Consider the following 22,461-nt stretch of genomic DNA (forward strand, 5'->3'; position numbering starts at 1 on the left):
AATTACCCACCCGTTGCTAGTCTCTCCTTGGCAAATGAGAAACAAAATGCAAAAGTGCAGGCTGATGCGCCCCAAAAGCTCCAAAAAGGCGTTCAAAATGCAAAAGTACATTTGAAATCGCTCGAATTGACTCAACAGGGACTTTTTAAGCCAATCAAAATGCACATTTGCATTTTGATACCATAATTCGCCGAAAAAGCGGCTTCCAACATGTACTTTTACATTTTGATTAGATAAAAAGCTGTGAGATGCGTGTTTTTTGACTGTGAGGTGCGAGTAGAGAGAGCGGACGGGGCAATGTAAGTAGTGTTTGATAAATAAGTTTTTAGGGAGAGTGGAGCGTATTGAGTTCTTGCTGACTTTTCGATGATTCGGTCCATTACTCATCGTGAAGCGATGGGGCAGCAGAATCAAGAACGGCAGCAAGAACCAATACGCGCAGCGGACCGGGGCTATGTAAGTAGTCTTTAAAAATAAGTTTTAGGGGGAGCGGAGCGTATTGAGTTCTCGCTGACTTTTCGCAGGTTCGATCCACTACCCATTGTGCAACCAATGGAACAGTGGAATCAAGAACGGCAGCAAGAACCAATACGCGCAGCGGACCCGCGTATTGTGTTAAACACATCAAAGGACAGACCCTCGAGTCTGCCCTTGATATTTATTGCCTCACTAATTTCTTCCGGCCATGCGGCACAATCATCGGCGTACCGTACAGCGGGTCGGGAATGACCTCGCATTTGAGCCGGAAGACCGATTCGATCATCGCGGCATCTACAATTTCTCCCGGAGCTCCCTGTGCGGCAATTGCGCCGTCTTTGACCGCGACGATATGGTCCGCATAGCGGCATGCCAGATTAATATCGTGAAGCACCATAACGATGGTCCGATTGTCGCGCTCATTCATTTCCTGGAGCAGATCGAGCACTTCAATCTGATGTGTCATATCGAGGTAAGTCGTAGGCTCATCCAGCAAAATAATGCCGGTCTGCTGCGCCAACGTCATCGCGATCCACGCCCGCTGACGCTGACCGCCGGAGAGCGAATCGACCGAGCGTTCAGCCATGCTGTCCATGTCCGTCGCTTGAAGCGCCTCGCGCACACTGCGCTCGTCTTCCTTGGACCATTGCTGCAGCCAGCTTTGGTAAGGATAGCGGCCTTGCTTGACGAGTTGGAGTACGGTCAGACCCTCCGGAGCAACAGGGCCTTGAGGAAGAAGCGAAAGCTGCTTAGCCGCAGCTTTAGGCGCCATCGCCAGCAAATCCTGTCCATCCAGCGTAATGGAGCCCTGTGTCGGCTTGAGCAGCCGGGCCAGCGAGCGGAGCAGTGTTGATTTGCCGCAGCCGTTGCTGCCGATCAGCACGGTTACTTTTCCTTCGGGTATCGTTAAATTCAAGTTTTCAAAAATATGGTTTCCCCCGTAGGAAAGCGCCATTTCTTTCGCTTCAAGCAAGCTCATTGCACGTTACCTCCTGCTAGTCTCATTCTTATTGATTACGATGACGGTATAACAAATATAAGAAGAACGGCGCGCCGATAATTGCGGTGAACACTCCCGCGGGAATATCCAGCGGGGTAAAGAGCGTCCGCGCAGCCAAGTCTGATAGTAATACGAGCAAAGCACCAATCATCGCACTTACTGGAAGCAATCCTCCAAAGGAGGAGCCGACCAATTTGCGGGCGATATGCGGCGCAATTAGTCCAACGAAGGCGATAGCGCCGCCAATGGCAACTGCCGCACCGGCAAGCGATACGCTCAGGATGAGCAGCAGCAGCCGATGCCGCTGCACGCTGGCCCCAGCGCTTCCGGCGACTTCATCGCCCAGCGACTGAATATTGACGTGACGGGACATGAGCCATGTCAACGGCAGCAGCACGACGAGCCAAGGGAGCAGCGTAAAGACATCCTTTTCCCAAGAAGCGCCGTAAATGCTGCCGGTCATGAATGTCAGCGCCCGGTCTGCCATGAAAAAAGGGCCGGAGATCAGCAGCATATAGGAGATCGATTTGAACGCTGCCGACAGGCCGGTTCCGATCAGCACCATGCGAAGCGGCGAAGCGCCATCCTTCCAGGAGAGCACATAGAGCAGGAAAGTTACGGCAAACGCGCCGATAATAGCGGCCAATGGCATCCATTGAATGGAAAGCTTCTCGTTGAAAAAAAACATGAACAGCACGGTGCCAAGCGAAGCGCCCTCCGTAATACCCGCTACATCAGGCGAGGCAAGCGGGTTGCGGATCAATCCTTGAAGCACGGCACCGGCTGATGCAAGCGCAGCCCCAACAAGCAGCGCGATTATAATCCGAGGCAGGCGAAGCTTGAGCACAATGACATCATGCATCGGGTTTCCATAACCAAAGATCGATTTGACAACGTCGAGCGGAGCGATGAATTTGCTGCCGATGCCGGTGCTCAGGACGGCGGCCGCAGCGCAAAGCACCAGCAGCACAACCGCTATAAGGACCGTTTTGCGCTCAAGCAGCAGGCTGAGTTTCGGTTTGTTCGTACGGATTGTACTGTATTTGCTCATGATGCTTTCCGTCCTTTCCGGGCGATATAGACGAAGAATGGAACGCCTAGGACGGCGGTCATGACGCCAACCGGAACTTCTTTAGGCATGGCGATGTAGCGGGAACCGATATCGGCGGTGACGAGCAGCACAGCTCCAAGAACAGCACTGTATGGAATGATCCAGCGGTAATCGCTGCCAATCAGAAAACGTACGATATGCGGAATGATGATGCCGATAAAAGCAATTGGACCGGCGACTGCGACAGAAGCGCCTGCCAGCAGAATAACGGCAACCGAAGCCAGCCCTTTGACCATAGCGGTCCGTTGGCCAAGCGTTTTTGCAATATCATCACCCATGCCAAGCAAGTTAAGCTGACGGGAAAGCGCCAGGGCGATAACAAGGCCGACAGCCATATAAGGAAGTACGCCCTGCAGCATCGACATATTGCGGCCGGCAACTGAGCCGACGAGCCAGACGAGCACCTGATCGAACATTTTGCCGCTTGAGAGCATGAAGCCTTGCGTCAGCGAGGCGAAAAAAGCGGAGATCGAGGCGCCTGCGAGCGTAATTTTGACCGGAGTCATGCCGTCACGACCGATGCTTCCCAGCACAAAAACAATCGCGCCGCTGATCGCCGCGCCGAGCAGTGCAAATAAAGCCAGCGGCTGCATGCCGGACAAGCCAAGCCAGCCAGAAGCGATTACAACCATAAAGGATGCGCCTGCATTGACGCCGAACAGACTTGGGGATGCGATAGGATTGCGGGTTATAACTTGCATGATAGCGCCTGCTACCGCAAGACAAGCACCAACTGCTCCGGCAATAAGTGCCCGTGGAAGTCTAGTCGTCTGGATAACCAGGTGCTGCTGCAAGGAGGCGTCATAATGGAGGAATGAGTCCATAACTTGTGAGAACGGAATGTCCGTTGTGCCGAAAACAATGCTGCAAACGATCGCTGCACCTAATAGTAGAATCGAAAGTAGTAGTCCAAATAATCGCATAATAGATGTAGCCGACCTTTCCATTTGCTAAAAAGCTTCTATTAAGCAGTGTAGAGGAATGGCCTGCCCCTGTCAACGAGTATGATAATCGTTCTCAAAAAATTCATTGACTTCTAGGTCATCCCTCTATATAGTGTTTCATTGAGAATAATAATCAGCAGGGGGAGCAGAAAAATAATGAGTAAATGGTTGGGCAAGAAATCGGTCGGAATTATGATTTGCGCACTGGTATTGGCAATAATTGCAACGGGTTGTGGAGCGAAAGCAAGCAACTCTACTAATAAGAATGGTAATGCAGCAGCAGGAAATTCGGAGCAAGCTTCGAATGAGACTCGTATCGTTAAGCACGCGATGGGCGAGACAAAAATTACAGGCACACCTAAACGTGTTGTCGTTCTGACGAATGAAGGAACGGAAGCTGTTCTGGCGCTAGGCATTAAGCCGGTAGGCGCGGTTCAATCTTTTACAGGAAATCCTTGGTATGATCACATTGCTTCCGAGATGGAAGGCGTGGAAGTGCTGGGTAAGGAAGGCCAGCCGAACGTTGAACTGATTGCCGGTCTTAGCCCGGATCTGATTATCGCAAACAAAATGCGCCATGAGAAAATCTATGAGCAGCTGAAAGCGATCGCTCCAACGGTAGAATCCGAGACGTTGCGGGGCGAATGGAAAAACAACTTCAAGCTGTATGCGGAAGCACTTAATAAAACAGCTGAAGGTGACAAGCTGCTGGCAGACTTCGATGCCCGCGTTGAAGATTTCAAAGCGCAAGCCGGCGACAAGCTGAAAGAAACGATCTCGTTCGTACGCTTTATGGGCGGCAAAACTCGCGTCTACCAATTGGATACGTTCTCCGGCATTATTGCTAGCCAAATCGGTCTTGCCCGTAATGAAATGACGCTGAACACGAAAGAAACGTTTGCAGACGAAATTACGAAAGAGCGCCTTCCAGAAGTAGATGCTCACCGCATTATCTACTTTACCTATGAGACAGGCGACGGCAAAGGCAATGATCAAGAGAAGGAATGGACGAATGATCCGCTCTGGACAGGCCTTAGCGCTGTAAAAGAAAACCGTGCTTACCGTGTGAACGATGCGATCTGGAACACGGCAGGCGGCATTAAAGCAGCGAACCTGATGCTCACTGAGCTGGCTGAAATTTACGGCATTCAATTGAAAAACTAATTATAGCTCCTCTATTGAAAAAAGGCTGTGGAAAGCAGAATCATCTGCTTGTTCCACAGCCTTTTTTTGCCGAATGCCGTTTGTTGGCTGCTAGGCAGATAAACCGAACATAAGAGCGAAATAACCGAATACCGAAGCGAGCAATCCCATGGCGGATGCCGGTGCAAGCCGGTTGCTGCGGTACATGAGGAAGAACCCGCCTATCATAATGAATGCGGCTGCGAGCATCAGCAGGCTTGCCAGATTCGGGTGCAGCCCAAGAACCAGATCAGGGCTGTAGCTGTCTTGATAGATCGAAGTGAACAAAGGTGAAGGCGATACCGATTGCAGCGTATCTTTGACATTATGCGGCGGCGTTTGCTGACCGAGTATGCCTGTCACGATAAATACGAGCAGCGCCGCTGCGCTTTCCGCTTTCAGCCATGGACGCGGATTGAAGCTGCTGCTGCGCTTGATCATGGAGCGGTAGCCAAATCCGTTCGTGTACGCGAATAGTAAGAGCGGCAGCAGCAGCAAATGCTTGATAAGCAATAATTGGCCGTAAGGCAGCATCCAGGCCGAGACATATTGCGGCGTTGTGAAGCTCATTAGCATAATGCCTGCGATGATTGCGATCAGGAAACAGCCAATGGCAACCGGCGAGAACCAGCCTAGAAAGGACTCCCAGTGCTGTTCGTTCCGCGAGAACCATCCCGCTATCAGCAAAATGCCGATCCAGACCGTGACCGCAATAAAATGAGCGGAGTGGACGATCAGTCCTTTTGTGCCGTATAGCGTTGACGCATGGCTGGCATACCCCAGCCATACTGCGAGCAGCAGCGTGATGAACAATCCGACCTTGGGCATATGCTTGTCATTGCGGAACGACGGGAGCGCTAGCAGTACGGTTAGGCCAAGCGAGGCGACCAGCGTCCAGATCCAGGCTTTTCCGGCTTTAATATCAATCAGAATGCTTTTGATCATCGTGCCGTAAGGCGTCTCAAACTCTTTGGCAAACAGCAGCGCCGATTGATGGATCGGCACAAAGGACAGCAGCGGGATAGCGATGACGCAGACCAGAAGCAGTCCGTTCGGCACGGCAATATCGGGACGCCGGTTATCTGGAACGAGACGAAGCAGGAACGTACCCGTCAGAATAGCAAAGCAAAGATAGAGAAGCGCCTCGCTGACATAGGTCATCCTTTGCGCCTCCGTGAGATGAGAATCGCAGCTACCAGAGCGATGACTGTGATGACGACAGCGACTACGAGAATCGGTCCTAGCGCCATATCGCTGTTTTGCGTAGTGGAGGTGCTTCCGCTGTTGGCTGCTTGATCGGGCTCAGCAGGCTTCGTTGTTGGCACATCGGCTGGCGTCTCAGTAGGGTCGGCCGTTGGCACCGGCGTCGCCTCTGGCGTTGCAGTGGCAGGCGCTTCCTCTGGCGCATCGACAGTAAAGGAATAATCACCCGAAATCGTGTGGCCGTCCGCTCCCATAATCGTCCATTTAACCGTATAGCTGCCGTTAGCGAGCTTTTCCGGCAAATCGCCGCTCATCGTGTCTCCGTCTACGGCGGATTTGCCAGTCTTCACTTCCTCAGCCGCTTCGTTGAGCAATTTAAATTTGCTGAGCTTTTCAATTTTTGTATTGAAGGTCATCGTAATTTTGTCTGGTGATACATTGACGGTTTCTCCATCCCCCGGAACGGCGCTGTCCAGCTTGGAATGCGCCAAAGCGGCGGACGGGAACAGAATAAGTAAGGCTGCCAGAAGTACAACTATGTTGCTTGCCATCATTTTTAAACGCATGTGAATTTCCTCCCAAAAGGCTAGTCATAATCGAATTTGATAGCATTATAACAGAAAGAAGGAGGCCGCGAACGGCGAAAAAGGGGCAATTGATTGCGGCTTTATGAACATTGTGCAATGAATTGCAAAAAACGAGAAGATTTGCAGCCATTTGCCGCATATTGCGCCGGGCGGGCTGAATACACTGAATTACTGCGGCTGATAATACCGCCAAATACGGCTTGTAAAAGGAGTGTAAGGAATCGTTGGGCGATCCTTTACCGATCATCTGGCAGTTGGCGCTTATCGTGATATTGGTTTTTATGAACGGTTTTTTTGTAGCGGCGGAATTTGCGATGGTGAAGGTGCGGGGCAGCCGGATCGATACGCTCGCTTCTGAGGGCCATTCGCGGGCAAAGCTGGCCGCGCATTTGACAGCGAATCTGGACGCTTATCTGTCCGCTTGCCAGCTTGGTATTACGCTTGCCTCGCTTGGGCTGGGCTGGATTGGCGAGCCAGCGATCAAGGATTTAATCGAGCCTTGGTTTCATGCACTTGGCTTACGCAATGGCGTACTCGTTCACGGTGTTTCCTTTGCGATAGCATTTCTATTCATTACGATTTTGCATATTGTGTTGGGAGAGCTTGCACCCAAGACAGTCGCGATCCGCAAGGCGGAGAAGGTGACGCTGCTGACTGCGCTGCCGCTAGTATATTTTTACAAGCTGATGTATCCATTCATTTGGATACTGAACGGGCTGGCCGGATGGCTGCTGCAGCGGTTTGGACTGGAGCCTGCCTCTGAGCTTGCTTCGGCCCATACGGAGGAAGAGATTCGCATTCTGATGAAAGAAAGTCATAAAAGCGGCTTAATCGACAATACGGAGCTGACGCTGGTCGATAATATTTTCGAGTTTGCGGAAACGACAGCAAGGGAAATTATGATTCCCCGCACCGAGATGATCTGTCTCTATATGAAGCTGTCATTGGAGGAAAATAAGACGATCGCACTGGAGCATATGCGCACGCGCTATCCGGTATGCGAGAACGAGAAGGACAATATTATCGGATTTGTCCATATTAAAGATATGCTTAAGGATTCAAGCCAGCATGCCCTCTCAGACATTCGTCAGATGATGAGGCCGGTTATGACGGTTCCCGAATCGATGCAGATCAGCAATCTGCTGAAGCTGATGCAGAAACGGAAGTCGCAGCTTGCTATTCTTATTGATGAATACGGGGGGACCTCCGGTCTTGTGACGCTGGAGGATATTATGGAAGAGATCGTTGGCGAGATTCAGGATGAATTTGATGAGGAAAGGCCGGAAATCGAGCGGCGGGATGACTCCGCGTATTCCATAAGCGGACTTATGCTCATTGAGGAAGTGAACAGCTACTTTGGATTAGATATCGGCAGCGACGATTATGATACGATCGGCGGCTGGATCTATTCGCAAATCGAGAACCCGCCCCAGCGTGAGCAGCGGGTGGACTATGAAGCGGGGGTCGTCTTTGTCATCGAGGAAACGGATCATTTGCGGATATCCCGTATTAGATTGGAGAAAGCGGCAGGCAGCCAAGGAACGGGAGCCGGTCAAGGCGGCATCGGCGCGGGAAGGCAGCGGGGAAAAGCTTCGCCAGGACCCGATTGATTCATTTTGCCAAACTGGGATATGTATAAGAAAAGGACCTCATTCCCGTTAGGCGGGAGTGAGGTCCTTTTGTTCATTAGACTTGTGCGACAACTTGCTCGTAAACGGCCGGATCGATTTTGTGCACCTTGTCAATCGTGCCGCCGCCGAGGCAAACGTCTCCGTCATAGAGGACGACTGCTTGTCCTGGCGTAATGGCTTTTTGCGGGTTGTCGAATACGACTGTCGCCTCGCCGTCCTTGCCGAAGGTTACCGTAACGCCTTGATCAGGTTGACGATAGCGGAATTTTGCTGTACAGTGAAAGCTTTGTTCCGGTTGGAAGGGCGCAATCCAGTTGAAGCCGGTCGCTGTTAAGCCGGTGGAGTACAGGCTTGGATGGTTTTCACCTTGAATGACGTACAGGATGTTGCGCTCCAAATCCTTGTCGGCAACAAACCATGGCTCGCCATTGCCGGAGCCGCCAATGCCCAGACCTTGGCGTTGCCCAAGCGTGTAATACATTAACCCGTCATGACGGCCCTTCACCTCGCCGCTGCGAATGTCGACCATCTCGCCGGGCTGGGCAGGAAGATAGCTGCCAAGGAAGGTTTTGAAGTTCCGCTCGCCGATAAAGCAGACGCCGGTGCTGTCTTTCTTTTTGGCGGTATACAGGCCGGCTTCTTCCGCAATCCGCCGAACCTCCGGCTTAGGCAAATGTCCGATCGGGAACATCGCTTTTGCCAGCTGGCGTTGACTGAGTGCGCTTAGGAAGTAGGTCTGATCCTTGTTGCCGTCTACGCCGCGAAGCAGCTTCGTCTCGCCGTCTGCTGTGCGCTCCACACGGGCGTAGTGGCCGGTCGCTAGATAATCTGCGCCAAGCTCATTGGCCTTTTGCAGGAAATCGCCGAACTTGATTTCCCGGTTGCACATGACGTCCGGATTTGGCGTGCGTCCGCGTTTATATTCATCGAGAAAGTATGTGAACACTTTATCGAAATATTGCTTTTCAAAGTTGACCGTGTAGTAAGGAATGCCGATCTGGTCGCATACGCGGCGCACATCCTCCGCGTCTTCCTCCGCCGTACAGTGGCCGAACTCATCGGTATCGTCCCAGTTTTTCATGAAGATGCCGATTACCTCGTAGCCTTGCTGCTTTAGCAGCAGCGCGGTCACGGACGAGTCCACGCCGCCGGACATGCCTACGACGACTCTTGTATTTTTATTTTGCTCCATTATGTTGCACCGCCTTTATTTTGCAAACCTCCAGCTGATTGCTTCGTATAAGAAAGAACCTAGCTTCGTTCCATTGTATCATAGAAGAAAAACTTTTTCATGGAAGCCCAAACCTTTTCTCGCATGTTCGATGCAGAATATGTTAACATAGATGTGATATGGGAATACCATGATTTATAGCGATAAGATCAAGGAAACATTCACATAAGCTAGCAATTAAACAAAGAGAGGTGCCGATTATGAAAATATCGACGAAAGGCCGTTACGGTCTAACGATTATGATGGAGCTGGCGGCTAAATACGGAGAAGGCCCGATTTCGCTCAAAAGCATTGCCGAGCGGAATCAGCTTTCCGAACACTATTTGGAGCAATTGGTAGCGCCTCTGCGCAATGCAGGTCAAGTAAAAAGTATTCGCGGCGCTTATGGCGGCTACATTCTGTCTAAAGAACCGGAGACGATTACAGCCGGGGATATTATTCGTATTTTGGAAGGGCCGATCTCGCCCGTCGATTTCACGGAAGAGGATGACCCGGCCAAACGCGATTTGTGGCTGCGCATCCGTGACAGCATCGCTGAGGTGCTGGATTCGACGACGCTTGCCGATCTTGTAACGTTCCAAGATGCTGGCAAAGTCGACAATTATATGTTTTACATTTAATGTAAGAAGGTATGCGATATGAAAAGCTATTATTTTGATCATGCGGCGACAACGCCCATGCATCCGGAAGTCGCCCAAGCTATGCTGGCAATTATGCAAGGCGCCGGCGGCAATCCGTCGAGCATGCATGCTTTCGGCAGAGAAGCAAAGCTGCTGGTAAGCCGCGCGCGGGATACGATTGCGGCTGCTCTTGGCTGTAAGCCGGCTGAGCTCGTCTTTACATCCGGCGGTACCGAAAGCGACAACGCTGCGATCATCGGAGCCGCAATGGCGATGAGGAAAAACGGTAAAACCCATATTATTACATCAACTGCTGAGCATCATGCGGTTCTTCATACATGTGAATTTTTGAGCCGCGAAGGCTTCAGCGTCACTTACCTGCCCGTCGACGGTACAGGCAAGGTGTCGCCGGAGGATGTCGCGGCTGCGATTACGCCGGAATCCGGTCTGATTACGATTATGCACGGGAACAATGAAGTAGGCACGCTAAATCCGATCGAGGAGATTGGAGCTGTTGCGAAAGCACAAGGCGTGCTTTTTCACGTTGATGCGGTACAAGCCTTCGGACTGCTGGACTACCGATTGCAGCAGCTCCCCGTCGATCTCATGAGCTTTTCCGCTCATAAAATTAACGGCCCGCAAGGGGTAGGCGCGCTTTATATTGCGAACGGAACGCCGTTCGAGCCGATTGCGCACGGCGGATCACAGGAGCGAAAGCGGAGGCCGGGGACAGAAAACGTCGCAGGCATAGCCGGTTTCGCTAAAGCTGTTGACATTTGTGTGAACAATCGTGCGGAAAAGCAACTTCTGATGGACAAGCTTCGTAAAGAGTGGATAGAGCGGTTGAAAGCTGCAATGCCGGAGGTTGAGATCATCGTTAACGGCGATGCGCAGAACAGCTTGCCGAATATCGTAAATCTCAGCTTTATCGGGATTGATACCGAGACGATGCTGATGAGCCTTGATCTTGCAGGCATTGCCGCTTCTAGCGGTTCGGCCTGCACATCGGGCGCGCTGGAGAGGTCTCATGTGCTTCGCGCCATGGGGCTGCCTGAAGAAAGATTGAATTCCGCTGTTCGATTTAGCTTCGGTTTGGGGAATACTGTGGAGGAAATGGAAGACGCTGCGAAAATCGTTGGAACGATTTCTGCGCGTGTCCGTACTAACGTCTAGGAGGCCTCCGAACGCAGCGTGATCAAACTTCAACAACTAATCGGACTTCCGGTCTTCGTCATTCATTCCGGCAAACATGCCGGTATGGTAAGGGATGCATGGTTTGATGAGCATTGGAAGCTGCTCGGCCTCGTTCTCTCGAACGCGAAATGGTTCGGATCGGGCGTGCTGGCGGTACAATGGTCGGATGTGCTGACCTGCGGCGAGGACGCGGTGCTTATCTCTGGTGAAGAAGCGGTAAAGCCGGTCAAACCGGCTGAAATTCTCAGATCCTTCGATACCGGAGTCGTGAAATTGAAAGACTTGCCGGTTGTAACCGTTCAAGGCTTGCAGCTTGGGCGGGTGTCCGATGTTTATTTTTACCCGTTTCAGGGTACACAAATAGTAGGCTATGAGCTTACGGATGGTTTTATATCGGATCTGATGGAAGGGCGCAAATGGCTGAGAGCCCCGGAGGATCCGGAGGCCGTGCTGCTCGGGGAAGACGCGATTATTGTTCCTGCTGTCAGTGAAGCGGAATTGGAGCCTGTCGCAGCTTCCAATTCAGAATATAGGGAGAAATGAAAGATGATGAGATGTCCCAATTGCAATTCCAAAGATATTGGCAAAATCGGTTCCCATCAGTTTTACTGCTGGGGCTGCTTCATTGAGCTGACAGTGAATGGCGAGAGAATGTCGGTCTACCAGGTGGAAGAGGACGGCACGTTAAGCTCTCTCGACGACCTGTTCTTCGAAGAGGAAATGCCGCAAATCCATGCTAACTAAAATTGTATATGTAGGATGAAGCTGCGCTCCCTGTATAGGGAGCGTTTTTTTGTTTTATGTCTAGCTTGGAAGATTCGAAAAGAAGGGAAACCCTCTGATGCTGGATGTGACTGACTAGTCTGCTTTATTTGGCTGAATCACCTCGAAATTTGCACTGAACCTCTAACTGATGTTTGATGCTCGAATGGGCCCAAGTAATAATTCTGCTATGCTTCGGTGTCTCAGCGGAGCCTCGACAGCGCAGTATACAAGGCTTCGTCGTAATTAGTGAGGCAGGAGTTATTAGCGAAGCAGGTTCGCTAATGAGCGTACAAAATTTCGCTAAATGGCGGAGTAAGAGGGGGATCGGAGGCTGTAGTGCATGAAATTACTTTATAGTGTACATCATTTTCTCAACAGAGAAAAAACTTCCTCTATTGCGCCTAAAAGCCCTAAAACACGCCGATTCTGTAACTAACTAATGTACTTTCCTCCGTTTAATAGCGAAGCTGCTTCGCTACTAAATTAAGGGGGACCCGACAGACAAGCTAATCTGCTGTATGCTCTGGCTGGACTACTTGATGGTGGCTATCTACATGGCCTAATGGATTGCTGTTGCTCGATTAATGCAGCAAAGTAACCAATTTTGATTACTATTATTTTCACAGGATCACTGGGGACAATTAGCGAAGCAGGTTCGCAAATGAAAGTAATAAATTTCACTAAATGAAGGAAAAAATGAGGTGTGAAGGCTGTAGCGCATAAAATTACTCTATAGTGTACATCGTTTTCTCAATAGAGAAAAACTTCCTTTATTGCTCCTAAAAGCCCCAAAACACGACGAATCTACCACTAATTAATGAACTTTCTTCCGATAAATAGCGAAGTCGCTTCGCTAGCATGTAGGGTAATGGAGAATCCGAACCCCACTTGAATCCGAACCCGTATACGCGGTTTAGGCATCGCATCAACCTTAATAATCGGGTAAGCGATGAAAAAATAGAATCAAGAACGGCTGCACGAACCGAAACGTGTAGCGACCCCGGTTAGTTTCGAAGAGGGAGAGCGGAGCGTTACGAGTTCGGGCAGACTTTTTGCAGATTCCAATATTAATAATCGGGTAAGCGATAAAAAATAGAATCAAGAACGGCGGTACGAACCGAAACGCGCAGCGCCCCCGGCGCATGAACATGTTTTAAAAGATACTCACGTTGTGTGGAGTAAGCTCGCTTTTCACCACCCCGATGGATGAACCTCCCCGCTTGTACATATACTGTATCAGATGCGGCCCGCAGCCGTAATCGCGACTGTTTATACGATAGTGCGGGGGGTGCAGGCGATGGAACGGTTTACGAAGAGCCGTCTGTTCGTTTGGCTTGTTTACTTGATACTTGGATTGCTGGCCTTATACTTGCTGCTGCTCGTCAAACCGATCATTATACATCTGTACGTATTTTTCAAAGCGATACTCGCGCCTTTCCTAATCGCCATGATCATTTCTTACGTTCTCAATCCGGTGGTGTCCATGCTGCATGCGCGGAAAGTGCCGCGTACGATCGCCGTGCTGCTGATCTATGCCGTATTTTGCGCAGGACTGGCCGTCGTGCTGGTTAACGTCATTCCGATGTTCGTCGAGCAGGTGCAGGAGCTTAACCATCATGTACCGGATTTGACGATGCGGGCGCAGAACCTAGTCACAGATATGAACAATTCGTCTTTCCTGCCGGAGAGCTTCCGGGATGGTATTAATAAATCGCTGATCCATATGGAGAAAAAGCTGTCCGAAACGCTGATCCATTTCGTCAATAACATTGGCTCGGTCGTCAATGCGCTGTTCATCGCATTCATTATTCCTTTTCTGGCCTTCTACATCTTAAAGGATTTTGATGTGTTCGAGCGGACGGTCATTACGTATGTACCAAAAGCTCACCGCAAAAATGCCGTCAGACTGCTGAAGGATATCGACTCTGCGCTTGGCAGCTATATTCGGGGACAGTTTATCGTCTGCGGTATCGTCGGTATTTTGGCCTATATCGGCTATGTGATTATCGATTTGCCGTATCCGCTGCTGCTTGCGGCTATCGTGGCAGTCACGAATATCATTCCGTACCTGGGGCCTTTTTTCGGAGCAGCTCCAGCTCTGCTTGTGGCGTCTACCGTCTCCGTCAAGCTGGTCATTCTGGTTGCAGTCGTTAACGTCATCTGCCAAATTCTCGAGAGCAACGTCGTTTCACCTCAGGTTGTCGGGAGAACGCTCCATATGCACCCGCTTTCGATCATCTTTGCATTGCTTGTAGGAGGCGAGATTGCGGGCATCGTCGGGATGATTCTGGCCGTGCCGATCTTCGCCGCTTTGAAGGTGGTCGTTCAGCATATGTTCGCGTACTACGTGCGCAGAAAGATTATTTGACAGCGGCCATAACGGCCGATATACTTTATACAAACGTTGATGAAAAAGAAGTAAGCCGCAGCCCGTCAACTAGAGAGAGAGCTTCTTCGCCTGACAAGGCGATGGCTGAGAAAGCTCTTATGGCGAAGAACGGCCGAAGCTAATTTCGGAGTGTGAACAAACTTCACCGGGTGGATCCGTTAACGTCCATATAAGGCGATTGCTCATTGGCCCGTTTGCATACGGCGGAGCGATAACCAGGGTGGTACCGCGATCGTGAATTCGTCCCTGTCTCTGACAGGGGCTTTTTTATGTTTTCATTCGCATTTGCGAACAAAAAGAAAATTCGATCACATGGAGGCGTGTTAACAATGAAAGCTAGTGAAATCCGTTCCAAATGGCTGCAATTTTTCGAAAGCAAAGGCCATAAAATCGAGCCAAGCGCATCGCTTGTTCCGCACAACGATCCGTCGCTGCTGTGGATCAACGCTGGCATGGCGCCGCTGAAGGCTTATTTTGACGGCCGTGTTATTCCAGAAAATCCGCGCATTACGAACTCGCAAAAATGTATTCGTACGAATGACATCGAGAACGTCGGCAAAACACGCCGTCACCATACGTTTTTCGAAATGCTGGGCAACTTCTCCATCGGCGACTACTTCAAAGAAGAAGCCATTACTTGGGCATGGGAGTTTCTGACGGGCAAAGAATGGATCGGCTTCGATCCGGAGCGTCTGTCGGTTACGGTATATACCGAAGATGAAGAAGCGCTGAAGTTCTGGAACGAGAAAATCGGCGTGCCGCTGGAGCGTATCTACAAGCTGGAAGAGAACTTCTGGGATATCGGCGAAGGCCCTTGCGGCCCTTGTACGGAAATTTTCTATGACCGCGGCGACAAATACGGCGATCTGAACGATCCTGAATGCTGGCCGGGCGGGGAGAACGAGCGTTTCCTGGAAGTATGGAACCTCGTATTCTCACAATTCAACCATAACAAGGACGGCAGCTACACGCCGCTTCCGAACAAAAATATCGATACAGGCGCAGGTCTGGAACGTTTCGCTTCTATTCTTCAAGATGTCGATTCGAACTTTGATACCGACTTGTTCGTACCGATTATCGAGCAGACTTGCAGCATTGCCGGTGTTAAATACCATGTGAATGAAGAGCATGACGTTGCGCTGAAAGTCATTGCCGACCATATCCGTACTGTTGCGTTCGCAGTAGGCGACGGCGTCATGCCTTCCAACGAAGGCCGCGGCTACATTATCCGCCGTCTGCTCCGCCGTGCCGTCCGTTACGGAAAAACGATCGGCATCGACCGTCCGTTCCTGTACGAGCTCACTTCTACAGTCGGCGAAGTGATGGGCGTCTACTATCCGGAAGTGGTGGAAAAACGCGAGTTCATCGAGCGTGTGATCCGCACCGAGGAAGAGCGTTTCCACGAGACGCTGTCTGACGGCTTGACGATGCTGTCAGAGCTGGTTGAAGCGGCTCGTAAAGCCGGTTCAACCGAAATCAACGGCGACGACGCTTTTAAACTGTATGACACTTACGGCTTCCCGTTTGACTTGACAGAGGACTTCGCTTCCGAGAACGGCATGACGGTTGACCGCGAAGGCTTTGATGCAGCGATGGAAGGACAGCGGGAGCGTGCCCGCGCCGCTCGTCAGGATACAGGCAGCATGAAGGTTCAAGGCGGTCCGCTCGGCGAATTAACGGTTAAAAGCGAGTTTGTTGGCTATAATGAACTCGTAACGGAGTCTGCAATTACAGCGATCGTTATTGACGATGCGCTCGTTGATCTTGCAGGCGAAGGCAGCAAGGTGCTGGTGCTTCTTGACCGTACGCCATTCTATGCAGAGAGCGGCGGCCAAATCGGCGACCGGGGTACGATTACCGGCAAAGGCTTCGAGCTGCAGGTTGAGGATGTAACGAAAGCGCCTCATGGACAAAACGTTCATCATGCGGTGGTCGTGTCGGGTACGGTTCGTACCGGCGAAAAGGTAGAAGCGACAGTAGCGCGCTCTGTCCGCGAGGATATCATTAAAAACCATACGGCGACTCACTTGCTTCATAAAGCGCTCAAAGAAGTGCTTGGCGATCATGTTAACCAAGCAGGCTCGCTCGTTGAAGCCGATCGTCTCCGCTTTGACTTCTCCCACTTCGGCAGCATTACGCCGGAGGAGCTGACGGAAATCGAACGCCGTGTTAACGAGCAAGTATGGCTCGGCACAAGTGTTGTCATCGAAAGCAAGGCGATCGCCGATGCAAAAGCAATGGGAGCGATGGCGCTGTTTGGCGAGAAATACGGCGACGTCGTACGCGTCGTACAAGTCGGCAAGTACAGCATCGAGCTGTGCGGCGGCTGCCATGTAGCGAACACTTCGCAAATCGGGCTGTTCAAGCTGCTTGGCGAAAGCGGTATCGGATCGGGCGTTCGCCGGATCGAAGCGGTAACTGGCCGTCATGCTTACAGCTATATGGAAGGTCAGCTGGATCTGCTGAAGCAAGCATCGAGCTTGCTGAAGTCTAATACAAATGACGTTCCGAAGCGGATCGAAGCGCTGTTCGGTCAAGTGAAAGAGCTGGGACGCGAGAATGAGTCGCTTCAAGCGAAGCTGAGCCGGATTGAAGCGGGATCACTCGAGGATCAGGCCAAAACAGTCGGCGAAGTTACCGTATTGGCTGCTAAAGTCAGCGCGCCTTCAATGGACGCACTGCGCGGCATTGCGGACGAGCTGAAGCTGAAACTGCCATCGGCGGTTATCGTGCTTGGGGCTGTTCAAGAGGATAAAGTCAATCTCGTGGCAGCAGTATCGGCAGATTTGGTGAAGAAAGGTTTCCATGCCGGCAAGATCATCAAAGAGGCTGCGGTTCACTGCGGCGGCAGCGGCGGCGGGCGTCCGGATATGGCCCAAGCAGGCGGCAAAGACGCTTCGAAACTGGAAGAAGCGCTGAAACTTGCGGAAGAACTGGTTCTAGCCCAATCAAATGTGATATGATAATATTGTAATTTGGAAAAAGAACTGCGGATGGAAGCGAGGTGCTGGCGATGAGTTCCATGGACAATACGATGAAGTTTAGTGTAAAGGGGGAGGACGTAGAATCTTCCTCACAAGACATTTTGCTGAAGGTGCATGAAGCGCTTCTGGAGAAGGAGTATAATCCGATCAATCAGATTGTAGGGTACTTGTTATCCGGAGATCCCGCTTATATTCCACGGCATAACAACGCCAGAAGCTTAATTCGCAAAAAAGAACGCGATGAACTCATTGAGGAGCTTGTCCGGTTCTATTTGAACAATAAGAAATAGTCGGGAGCCGGTTCATAGCGATGAGAACAATGGGATTGGATTACGGCGACCGCAACATCGGCGTCGCGATTAGCGACGCATTCGGCTGGACTGCGCAGGGGAAGGAAGTTGTTCACAAGCGCAGAGACGGCGGCGAGGTGGAGCGGATCGCTGAGCTGGTGAAAGAATACGAAGTAACGGAAATCGTCGTGGGGCTGCCGAAAAATATGAACAATACGATCGGGCCGCGCGGCGAAATAAGCATTGCATTCGCAGAGCAGTTGCAGACGCGGTTGAACTTGCCTGTTCACCTTTGGGATGAACGGCTGACGACTGTATCCGCTGAACGAACGTTGATTGAAGCGGACGTTAGCCGGAAAAAGCGGAAGCTTGTCGTGGACAAAATGGCGGCCACGCTCATTTTGCAAAATTATCTCGATTCTAAAACGAAAAGGTGAGGGTTAAGATGACAAACGATGACATGCAGTTCGAAGAACCGGAAATTATTTATATTCCGGATGAAGACGGCAACGAAGAAGAATTCGAAGTCATCATGAAGTTCGAAGTGGACGGCTCTGATTCGAAATATATGATGGTTGTTCCGCTCTCTGGTGAGAATGAAGAGGAAGACGAAGTCTATGCTTTCCGTTACGAGGAAGACGGCGACGATCTGAAGCTGTACACGATCGAAGACGAGGAAGAATGGAACATTGTTGAGGAGACGTTTAACACGCTGCTTGGCGAGATGGAGGAAGACAATTAATGAACGATAATCTCGTCCCCGTACCTCTGGAACGGCTGAAGGAAACGTTCGGCAATGAGATCGAGCTCATCGCTGAAGACGGCCGTCCCGAAGTGTATGAGATTAAGGCGGAATTTCAACTTGGACCTCATGTTTATGCCTCGCTGCAATCGGCAGCGATGGCCAAGGAACAGGAAGTCGAGCTGTTCCGCGTCATTTTGTCAGACAGCGGCGAACCGCAGCTGGAGACGATCGAGGATGACGAGGAATGGGAACTTGCAGCTGAGGCCTACGATGACCTGCTTTTTGCAGGCGACGAAATGCCTTAATGCAACAATTGCATAACCAGTGACGAAGAGCGGCTCACACCGCTCTTTTTCGCGAGAAGAAGGTTAATAAATACGGATCAGAAATTAAAATACCGTCGTTTAGGAGGAAGCTTAGGTTGAATCAATCCGCACGTTCTTCATCCGGACCAAGACCGGCTCGCATTGGGATGTGGGTCGTTATTAGTTTGTTAAGCATTATGCTCATTGGTGCAGGCAGCGTATTTTTATATATTTGGATCGGTCTTAAACCAACGTCTGCCGGCGAGGTAAAGGAAATTGAAGTTAAGAAAGGCTCTTCCGCATTTACAGTAGCTGATGTGCTGGAGGAACAGGGCATTATTAAAAATTCCTTTCTCTTTAAATATTATTTGAAGCTGAAAAAAGAAGGTTCCCGTTTCCAAGCTGGCATCTATGAGTTGAAGCCTGGTATGAAGAATGATGAAATTATCGCCAAGCTGAACAGCGGGGAAACCGTTGCCGAGAAAATGATCAAGTTTACGATTCCAGAGGGCTTTACTTTGCTTCAAATTGCGGATAAGCTGTCCCAGGACAAGCTGATCGACAAAAACGTGTTCATGGAGCTTGCAGAGAAGCAAACGACATGGGGCGATGCGGAAGCCGTCCGTTCCATACCGGAAGACGCCAAATTGCATCACCGGCTGGAAGGATATTTATTCCCAGAGACGTACGAGCTGAAGGTGGGCAGTACAGAGGCTGATATTTTACAGCGTATGATTACGGAGCTGGACAAAAAGCTGGCACAGCTGCCTGAGGGCTGGGAAGATGTGCTTGCAGAGCGGAAGCTGACGCTGCATCAGCTGCTGACGATTGCTTCGCTAGTGGAGCGTGAAGTTGTCGTGAAGGAAGAGCGGGCTGTCGTCTCCGGCATTATTAAGAACCGGCTTGATAAAGGGATGCCGCTGCAAATTGATGCCACCGTCCAATATTTGCTGGATAAGCCGAAGGAAAGACTGATGGAGAAAGACCTGCAGGTAGAGAGCCCTTATAACACGTACAAAGTGAAAGGCTTGCCGCCGGGTCCGATTGCGAACCCGAGTCTGGCTTCTATCCAAGCCGCGCTTTATCCGGAAAAAACCGACTATTACTATTACGTAACGAAAAAGGACGGCTCGCAAACCCATTTGTTCGCCGTTACCTATAAAGAGCATTTGCGCAACATCGAGAAAAGCAACAAGACTGCGAAGTAAGGAGAGTTAAGGCCATGACATACAAGCCTGAATTGCTGACGACAGCCGGTTCTATTGAAGAGCTGAAGCGATTGATGGACGCCGGTGCTGACGCTTTCGTAATCGGGGAAGCCCGTTATGGCATGCGTCTGGGCGGCGATTTCGATCCGGCAGCAATAGCCGAAGCTGTTAAGCTGGCAGCGCCGCGAGGCGTCAACATTTATGTGTCGCTCAACAATTTGATGGATAATAGCGTGCTGGATTCGCTTCCAGGTTATATTCGAAGCCTGTCTGAAGCCGGTGTTAACGGCATCATCTTCGGCGACCCCGCCGTATTGATGACGGTGCGCGCCGAAGCGCCGCATATTCCGCTGCATTGGAATGCGGAGATGACGTCGACGAATTACCGGACTGCCGAATATTGGGGACGCAGAGGCGCTACCCGGTTCGTGCTTGCCCGCGAGCTGAATATGGATCAGATTATCGAGATGAAATCGGCTGCGAAGCTGCAGCTTGAGGTGCAGGTTCACGGAATTACGAATATCTATCATTCCAAGCGTTCTCTCGTCAACAGCTATTTAGATCATCAGCAGGATACTGGGCGGCTCGACCAGTTGGATCAGCACCGCGGTCTTTATTTGACTGAGGATGAGCGTCCGGGTGAACGTTATCCGATCTATGAGGATGCGAACGGCACGCATATCATGAGCTCGGACGATCTGTGCATGCTCGAAAATGTGCATGAGCTGCTGGAAGTCGGGGTCGACAGCCTGAAAATTGAAGGTGTAATGAAGTCTATTGCATACAATGAAATCGTTGTCCGCGCGTATCGCAAGGCAATTGATGCTTATCTGGCCGATCCTGAAGCTTATGCTTTCCAGGAAGAGTGGCTGGACGAGATTAAAGCGGTGCAGGACCCGAACCGCGAGCTAAGCTATGGCTTTTTTTACAAAGAGCAAGTGTATTAATGGATCTGGAGGTGTGCAGGAATGATGACAACAGCAGAGCAAACGATACCGCGTTACAAGGGCAAAAGAAACCGGCTTGACCGTCCTGAGCTGCTCGCGCCGGCGGGCAATCTGGAGAAGCTGAAGTTTGCCGTCCATTACGGAGCGGACGCGGTCTATATCGGCGGACAAAAGTACGGCCTCCGTTCCAATGCCGGCAATTTCAGCTTTGAGGAAATGAAGGAAGGCGTCGAGTTCGCCAAAAAATACGGCTCCAAGGTTTTCGTCGCAACCAACATCTATGCTCATGACGAGGATATTGACGGACTGGAGCATTACCTGCAAAAGCTCGAGGAGGTTGGCATCGCCGCGATTATTGCGGCTGACCCCATCATCATCGAAACGGCGCAGCGTGTAGCGCCAGGACTTGAAGTCCACCTGAGTACGCAGCAATCGACACTGAACTGGCAGGCTGTCCAGTTTTGGAAAGAGGAGGGCTTGCCCCGCGTCGTGCTTGGGCGCGAGACTAGCTTTGCAGAAATCGCCGAAATTAAGGCGCGCGTCGATATAGAGATCGAAGCGTTTATTCATGGCGCCATGTGCTCTTCCTTCTCAGGACGCTGCGTATTGAGCAACCATTTTACCGATCGGGATTCCAACCGCGGCGGCTGCTGCCAGTCCTGCAGATGGAAATACGATCTGCACGCCGACGAAGAGCAGCTTTATGACGAGGAAGCTGATCCGTTCACGATGGGCTCCAAAGATTTGTGCATGATCGAATACATGCCGGAACTGATTGAGGTTGGTGTGGACAGCTTCAAAATCGAAGGCCGGATGAAAAGCCTTCATTATGTCGCGACTGTCGTCAATGCCTATCGCCAAGCAATCGATGCGTATTTCGAAGATCCGGAAGGCTACGTGCTGAAGCCGGAATGGGTTGAAGAGATTAACAAGGCGGCCAACCGTCCGCTAAATACCGGCTTTTTCCTCGATACTCCTGGCGCGGAGGATCATATTTATGAGCCGGAGGAGAAAGCGGCGCCGTATGATTTTGCAGGCGTCGTGATGGAGTATGATGAGGCAAGCGGTATCGCTGTCATTCAGCAGCGGAACCACTTCAAGCCAGGCCAGGAAGTCGAATTCGTTGGCCCCGGCGGCCGCTTCTTTAAACAGACAGTCGGTGAAATCACCGATTCCGAAGGCAACGCTTTGGATGCTGCCCGCCACCCGCTGCAACTGATCCGCATTCAAACGGCGCAGCCGGTGAAGCCAATGGACCTGATGCGTAAAAGAATTTCTAAAAAGTAAGTCGGAGAGAGGCGGGAGCCTCTCTTTTTCGTAGTGTGTGGGAGATTGAGCATAGTTTGCTTCACTATGATAGCTGGGGCTACCCCTTTTCGCGCTAAATGATGCGGATTCGCGTGCAGCATGATCCCATTTCGCTTACAGGGGAATAGGGTGATGTGACTTGTGCAGAGGGTTAACTAACCTCTTCTTTACTAGCGTTCTGAGCTTGGCTGGTGAACAAAATGCAAAAGTGCATTTTGATTGCTCCTATTTCGGCCAAAACAGCCATCAAAATGCAAAAGTACATTTGAAATCGCTCAATTGGGCCTTTTCGGAGCTTTTTAGGCCGATCAAACTGCACTTTTGCATTTTGAAGCGCTAA

21 protein-coding genes are annotated in these 22,461 nt (G+C 50.9%); 15 read left to right on the forward strand and 6 right to left on the reverse strand.

Features of this window, described 5'->3' with window-relative positions; translation table 11 throughout:
- Positions 1–658 precede the first annotated feature (658 nt).
- From ACFVVF_RS26345 to ACFVVF_RS26355, 3 genes are read right to left on the reverse strand one after another with little or no spacing between them, the layout of a single operon-like run.
- Positions 659–1,456 carry an ABC transporter ATP-binding protein gene (locus tag ACFVVF_RS26345; protein ID WP_387815839.1) on the reverse strand — a complete coding sequence of 266 codons (798 nt, stop codon included), beginning with the start codon at positions 1,454–1,456 and terminating at the stop codon, positions 659–661.
- A 28-nt stretch (positions 1,457–1,484) separates the two neighbouring features.
- Positions 1,485–2,528, reverse strand: coding sequence for a FecCD family ABC transporter permease (locus ACFVVF_RS26350; RefSeq protein ID WP_387815841.1), 1,044 nt, complete (start codon positions 2,526–2,528; stop codon positions 1,485–1,487).
- Positions 2,525–3,511, reverse strand: coding sequence for a FecCD family ABC transporter permease (locus tag ACFVVF_RS26355; protein WP_387815843.1), 987 nt, complete (start codon positions 3,509–3,511; stop codon positions 2,525–2,527). Before ACFVVF_RS26355 ends, ACFVVF_RS26350 begins: the two co-directional genes overlap by 4 nt.
- A gap of 177 nt (positions 3,512–3,688) precedes the next feature.
- Here ACFVVF_RS26355 and ACFVVF_RS26360 point away from each other — a divergent pair, with 177 nt between their 5' ends.
- The gene (locus ACFVVF_RS26360) at positions 3,689–4,696 is read left to right on the forward strand and encodes an ABC transporter substrate-binding protein (protein WP_387815845.1); all 1,008 of its coding nucleotides are present in this window, start codon (positions 3,689–3,691) and stop codon (positions 4,694–4,696) included.
- 90 nt (positions 4,697–4,786) lie between these two features.
- Here the strand turns inward: ACFVVF_RS26360 and ACFVVF_RS26365 are convergent, their stop codons facing one another.
- Both ACFVVF_RS26365 and ACFVVF_RS26370 read right to left on the reverse strand, forming a co-directional pair.
- Positions 4,787–5,875 (reverse strand): copper resistance D family protein, encoded by a 1,089-nt coding sequence (locus tag ACFVVF_RS26365; protein WP_387815847.1) that lies wholly within the window; start codon positions 5,873–5,875, stop codon positions 4,787–4,789.
- Positions 5,872–6,483, reverse strand: coding sequence for a copper resistance CopC family protein (locus tag ACFVVF_RS26370; protein ID WP_387815849.1), 612 nt, complete (start codon positions 6,481–6,483; stop codon positions 5,872–5,874). Before ACFVVF_RS26370 ends, ACFVVF_RS26365 begins: the two co-directional genes overlap by 4 nt.
- 245 nt (positions 6,484–6,728) lie before the next feature.
- Here ACFVVF_RS26370 and ACFVVF_RS26375 point away from each other — a divergent pair, with 245 nt between their 5' ends.
- Positions 6,729–8,114 (forward strand): hemolysin family protein, encoded by a 1,386-nt coding sequence (locus ACFVVF_RS26375; RefSeq protein ID WP_387815851.1) that lies wholly within the window; start codon positions 6,729–6,731, stop codon positions 8,112–8,114.
- A gap of 76 nt (positions 8,115–8,190) precedes the next feature.
- Here the strand turns inward: ACFVVF_RS26375 and mnmA are convergent, their stop codons facing one another.
- The gene (gene mnmA / locus ACFVVF_RS26380) at positions 8,191–9,327 is read right to left on the reverse strand and encodes a tRNA 2-thiouridine(34) synthase MnmA (protein ID WP_387815853.1); all 1,137 of its coding nucleotides are present in this window, start codon (positions 9,325–9,327) and stop codon (positions 8,191–8,193) included.
- 239 nt (positions 9,328–9,566) lie between these two features.
- Here mnmA and cymR point away from each other — a divergent pair, with 239 nt between their 5' ends.
- The 13 genes from cymR to ACFVVF_RS26445 all read left to right on the forward strand — a co-directional run bounded on the left by cymR (position 9,567) and on the right by ACFVVF_RS26445 (position 22,100).
- On the forward strand, positions 9,567–9,986 hold the full coding sequence (gene cymR, locus ACFVVF_RS26385) for a cysteine metabolism transcriptional regulator CymR (protein ID WP_042164620.1): 420 nt from the start codon (positions 9,567–9,569) through the stop codon (positions 9,984–9,986).
- Positions 9,987–10,004: 18 nt separating this feature from the next.
- Positions 10,005–11,159, forward strand: coding sequence for a cysteine desulfurase family protein (locus ACFVVF_RS26390; protein ID WP_387815855.1), 1,155 nt, complete (start codon positions 10,005–10,007; stop codon positions 11,157–11,159).
- 18 nt (positions 11,160–11,177) lie between these two features.
- Positions 11,178–11,723 carry a PRC-barrel domain-containing protein gene (locus tag ACFVVF_RS26395; protein ID WP_387815857.1) on the forward strand — a complete coding sequence of 182 codons (546 nt, stop codon included), beginning with the start codon at positions 11,178–11,180 and terminating at the stop codon, positions 11,721–11,723.
- A 3-nt stretch (positions 11,724–11,726) separates the two neighbouring features.
- The gene (locus ACFVVF_RS26400) at positions 11,727–11,924 is read left to right on the forward strand and encodes a hypothetical protein (RefSeq protein WP_387815860.1); all 198 of its coding nucleotides are present in this window, start codon (positions 11,727–11,729) and stop codon (positions 11,922–11,924) included.
- A 1,318-nt stretch (positions 11,925–13,242) separates the two neighbouring features.
- Positions 13,243–14,313, forward strand: coding sequence for an AI-2E family transporter (locus tag ACFVVF_RS26405; protein ID WP_387815862.1), 1,071 nt, complete (start codon positions 13,243–13,245; stop codon positions 14,311–14,313).
- Positions 14,314–14,663: 350 nt separating this feature from the next.
- A complete protein-coding gene (gene alaS, locus ACFVVF_RS26410) occupies positions 14,664–17,297 on the forward strand; it encodes an alanine--tRNA ligase (protein WP_387815864.1) in 2,634 nt (877 codons plus the stop codon).
- Between the two features lie 50 nt (positions 17,298–17,347).
- On the forward strand, positions 17,348–17,608 hold the full coding sequence (locus tag ACFVVF_RS26415; RefSeq protein ID WP_042164609.1) for an IreB family regulatory phosphoprotein: 261 nt from the start codon (positions 17,348–17,350) through the stop codon (positions 17,606–17,608).
- Between the two features lie 20 nt (positions 17,609–17,628).
- Positions 17,629–18,045, forward strand: a complete 417-nt coding sequence (gene ruvX / locus ACFVVF_RS26420) for a Holliday junction resolvase RuvX (protein WP_042164607.1) — start codon at positions 17,629–17,631, stop codon at positions 18,043–18,045.
- A gap of 8 nt (positions 18,046–18,053) precedes the next feature.
- Positions 18,054–18,350 (forward strand): DUF1292 domain-containing protein, encoded by a 297-nt coding sequence (locus tag ACFVVF_RS26425; RefSeq protein WP_387815867.1) that lies wholly within the window; start codon positions 18,054–18,056, stop codon positions 18,348–18,350.
- Positions 18,350–18,658 carry a DUF1292 domain-containing protein gene (locus ACFVVF_RS26430; RefSeq protein WP_387815870.1) on the forward strand — a complete coding sequence of 103 codons (309 nt, stop codon included), beginning with the start codon at positions 18,350–18,352 and terminating at the stop codon, positions 18,656–18,658. The genes ACFVVF_RS26425 and ACFVVF_RS26430 overlap by 1 nt, the downstream gene beginning before the upstream one ends.
- A 167-nt stretch (positions 18,659–18,825) precedes the next feature.
- Positions 18,826–19,866 (forward strand): endolytic transglycosylase MltG, encoded by a 1,041-nt coding sequence (gene mltG / locus ACFVVF_RS26435; protein WP_387815955.1) that lies wholly within the window; start codon positions 18,826–18,828, stop codon positions 19,864–19,866.
- A 14-nt stretch (positions 19,867–19,880) separates the two neighbouring features.
- Positions 19,881–20,813, forward strand: a complete 933-nt coding sequence (locus ACFVVF_RS26440) for a peptidase U32 family protein (RefSeq protein WP_387815873.1) — start codon at positions 19,881–19,883, stop codon at positions 20,811–20,813.
- Between the two features lie 24 nt (positions 20,814–20,837).
- Positions 20,838–22,100 (forward strand): peptidase U32 family protein, encoded by a 1,263-nt coding sequence (locus ACFVVF_RS26445; RefSeq protein WP_387815957.1) that lies wholly within the window; start codon positions 20,838–20,840, stop codon positions 22,098–22,100.
- The last annotated feature ends 361 nt before the right edge of the window (positions 22,101–22,461 follow it).

The sequence above is a fragment of the Paenibacillus sp. NPDC058174 genome, from assembly GCF_042883865.1.
Lineage (GTDB): Bacteria > Bacillota > Bacilli > Paenibacillales > Paenibacillaceae > Pristimantibacillus.

What these genes read in the sequence shown, in the direction of transcription:
- ACFVVF_RS26345 (WP_387815839.1), bottom strand. Translation starts at nt 1,456, where the DNA reads ATGAGCTTGCTTGAAGCGAAAGAAATGGCGCTTTCCTACGGGGGAAAC.
- ACFVVF_RS26350 (WP_387815841.1), bottom strand. Translation starts at nt 2,528, where the DNA reads ATGAGCAAATACAGTACAATCCGTACGAACAAACCGAAACTCAGCCTG.
- ACFVVF_RS26355 (WP_387815843.1), bottom strand. Translation starts at nt 3,511, where the DNA reads ATGCGATTATTTGGACTACTACTTTCGATTCTACTATTAGGTGCAGCG.
- ACFVVF_RS26360 (WP_387815845.1), top strand. Translation starts at nt 3,689, where the DNA reads ATGAGTAAATGGTTGGGCAAGAAATCGGTCGGAATTATGATTTGCGCA.
- ACFVVF_RS26365 (WP_387815847.1), bottom strand. Translation starts at nt 5,875, where the DNA reads ATGACCTATGTCAGCGAGGCGCTTCTCTATCTTTGCTTTGCTATTCTG.
- ACFVVF_RS26370 (WP_387815849.1), bottom strand. Translation starts at nt 6,483, where the DNA reads ATGCGTTTAAAAATGATGGCAAGCAACATAGTTGTACTTCTGGCAGCC.
- mnmA (WP_387815853.1), bottom strand. Translation starts at nt 9,327, where the DNA reads ATGGAGCAAAATAAAAATACAAGAGTCGTCGTAGGCATGTCCGGCGGC.
- cymR (WP_042164620.1), top strand. Translation starts at nt 9,567, where the DNA reads ATGAAAATATCGACGAAAGGCCGTTACGGTCTAACGATTATGATGGAG.
- ACFVVF_RS26390 (WP_387815855.1), top strand. Translation starts at nt 10,005, where the DNA reads ATGAAAAGCTATTATTTTGATCATGCGGCGACAACGCCCATGCATCCG.
- ACFVVF_RS26400 (WP_387815860.1), top strand. Translation starts at nt 11,727, where the DNA reads ATGATGAGATGTCCCAATTGCAATTCCAAAGATATTGGCAAAATCGGT.
- ACFVVF_RS26405 (WP_387815862.1), top strand. Translation starts at nt 13,243, where the DNA reads ATGGAACGGTTTACGAAGAGCCGTCTGTTCGTTTGGCTTGTTTACTTG.
- alaS (WP_387815864.1), top strand. Translation starts at nt 14,664, where the DNA reads ATGAAAGCTAGTGAAATCCGTTCCAAATGGCTGCAATTTTTCGAAAGC.
- ACFVVF_RS26415 (WP_042164609.1), top strand. Translation starts at nt 17,348, where the DNA reads ATGAGTTCCATGGACAATACGATGAAGTTTAGTGTAAAGGGGGAGGAC.
- ruvX (WP_042164607.1), top strand. Translation starts at nt 17,629, where the DNA reads ATGAGAACAATGGGATTGGATTACGGCGACCGCAACATCGGCGTCGCG.
- ACFVVF_RS26425 (WP_387815867.1), top strand. Translation starts at nt 18,054, where the DNA reads ATGACAAACGATGACATGCAGTTCGAAGAACCGGAAATTATTTATATT.
- ACFVVF_RS26430 (WP_387815870.1), top strand. Translation starts at nt 18,350, where the DNA reads ATGAACGATAATCTCGTCCCCGTACCTCTGGAACGGCTGAAGGAAACG.
- mltG (WP_387815955.1), top strand. Translation starts at nt 18,826, where the DNA reads ATGTGGGTCGTTATTAGTTTGTTAAGCATTATGCTCATTGGTGCAGGC.
- ACFVVF_RS26440 (WP_387815873.1), top strand. Translation starts at nt 19,881, where the DNA reads ATGACATACAAGCCTGAATTGCTGACGACAGCCGGTTCTATTGAAGAG.
- ACFVVF_RS26445 (WP_387815957.1), top strand. Translation starts at nt 20,838, where the DNA reads ATGACAACAGCAGAGCAAACGATACCGCGTTACAAGGGCAAAAGAAAC.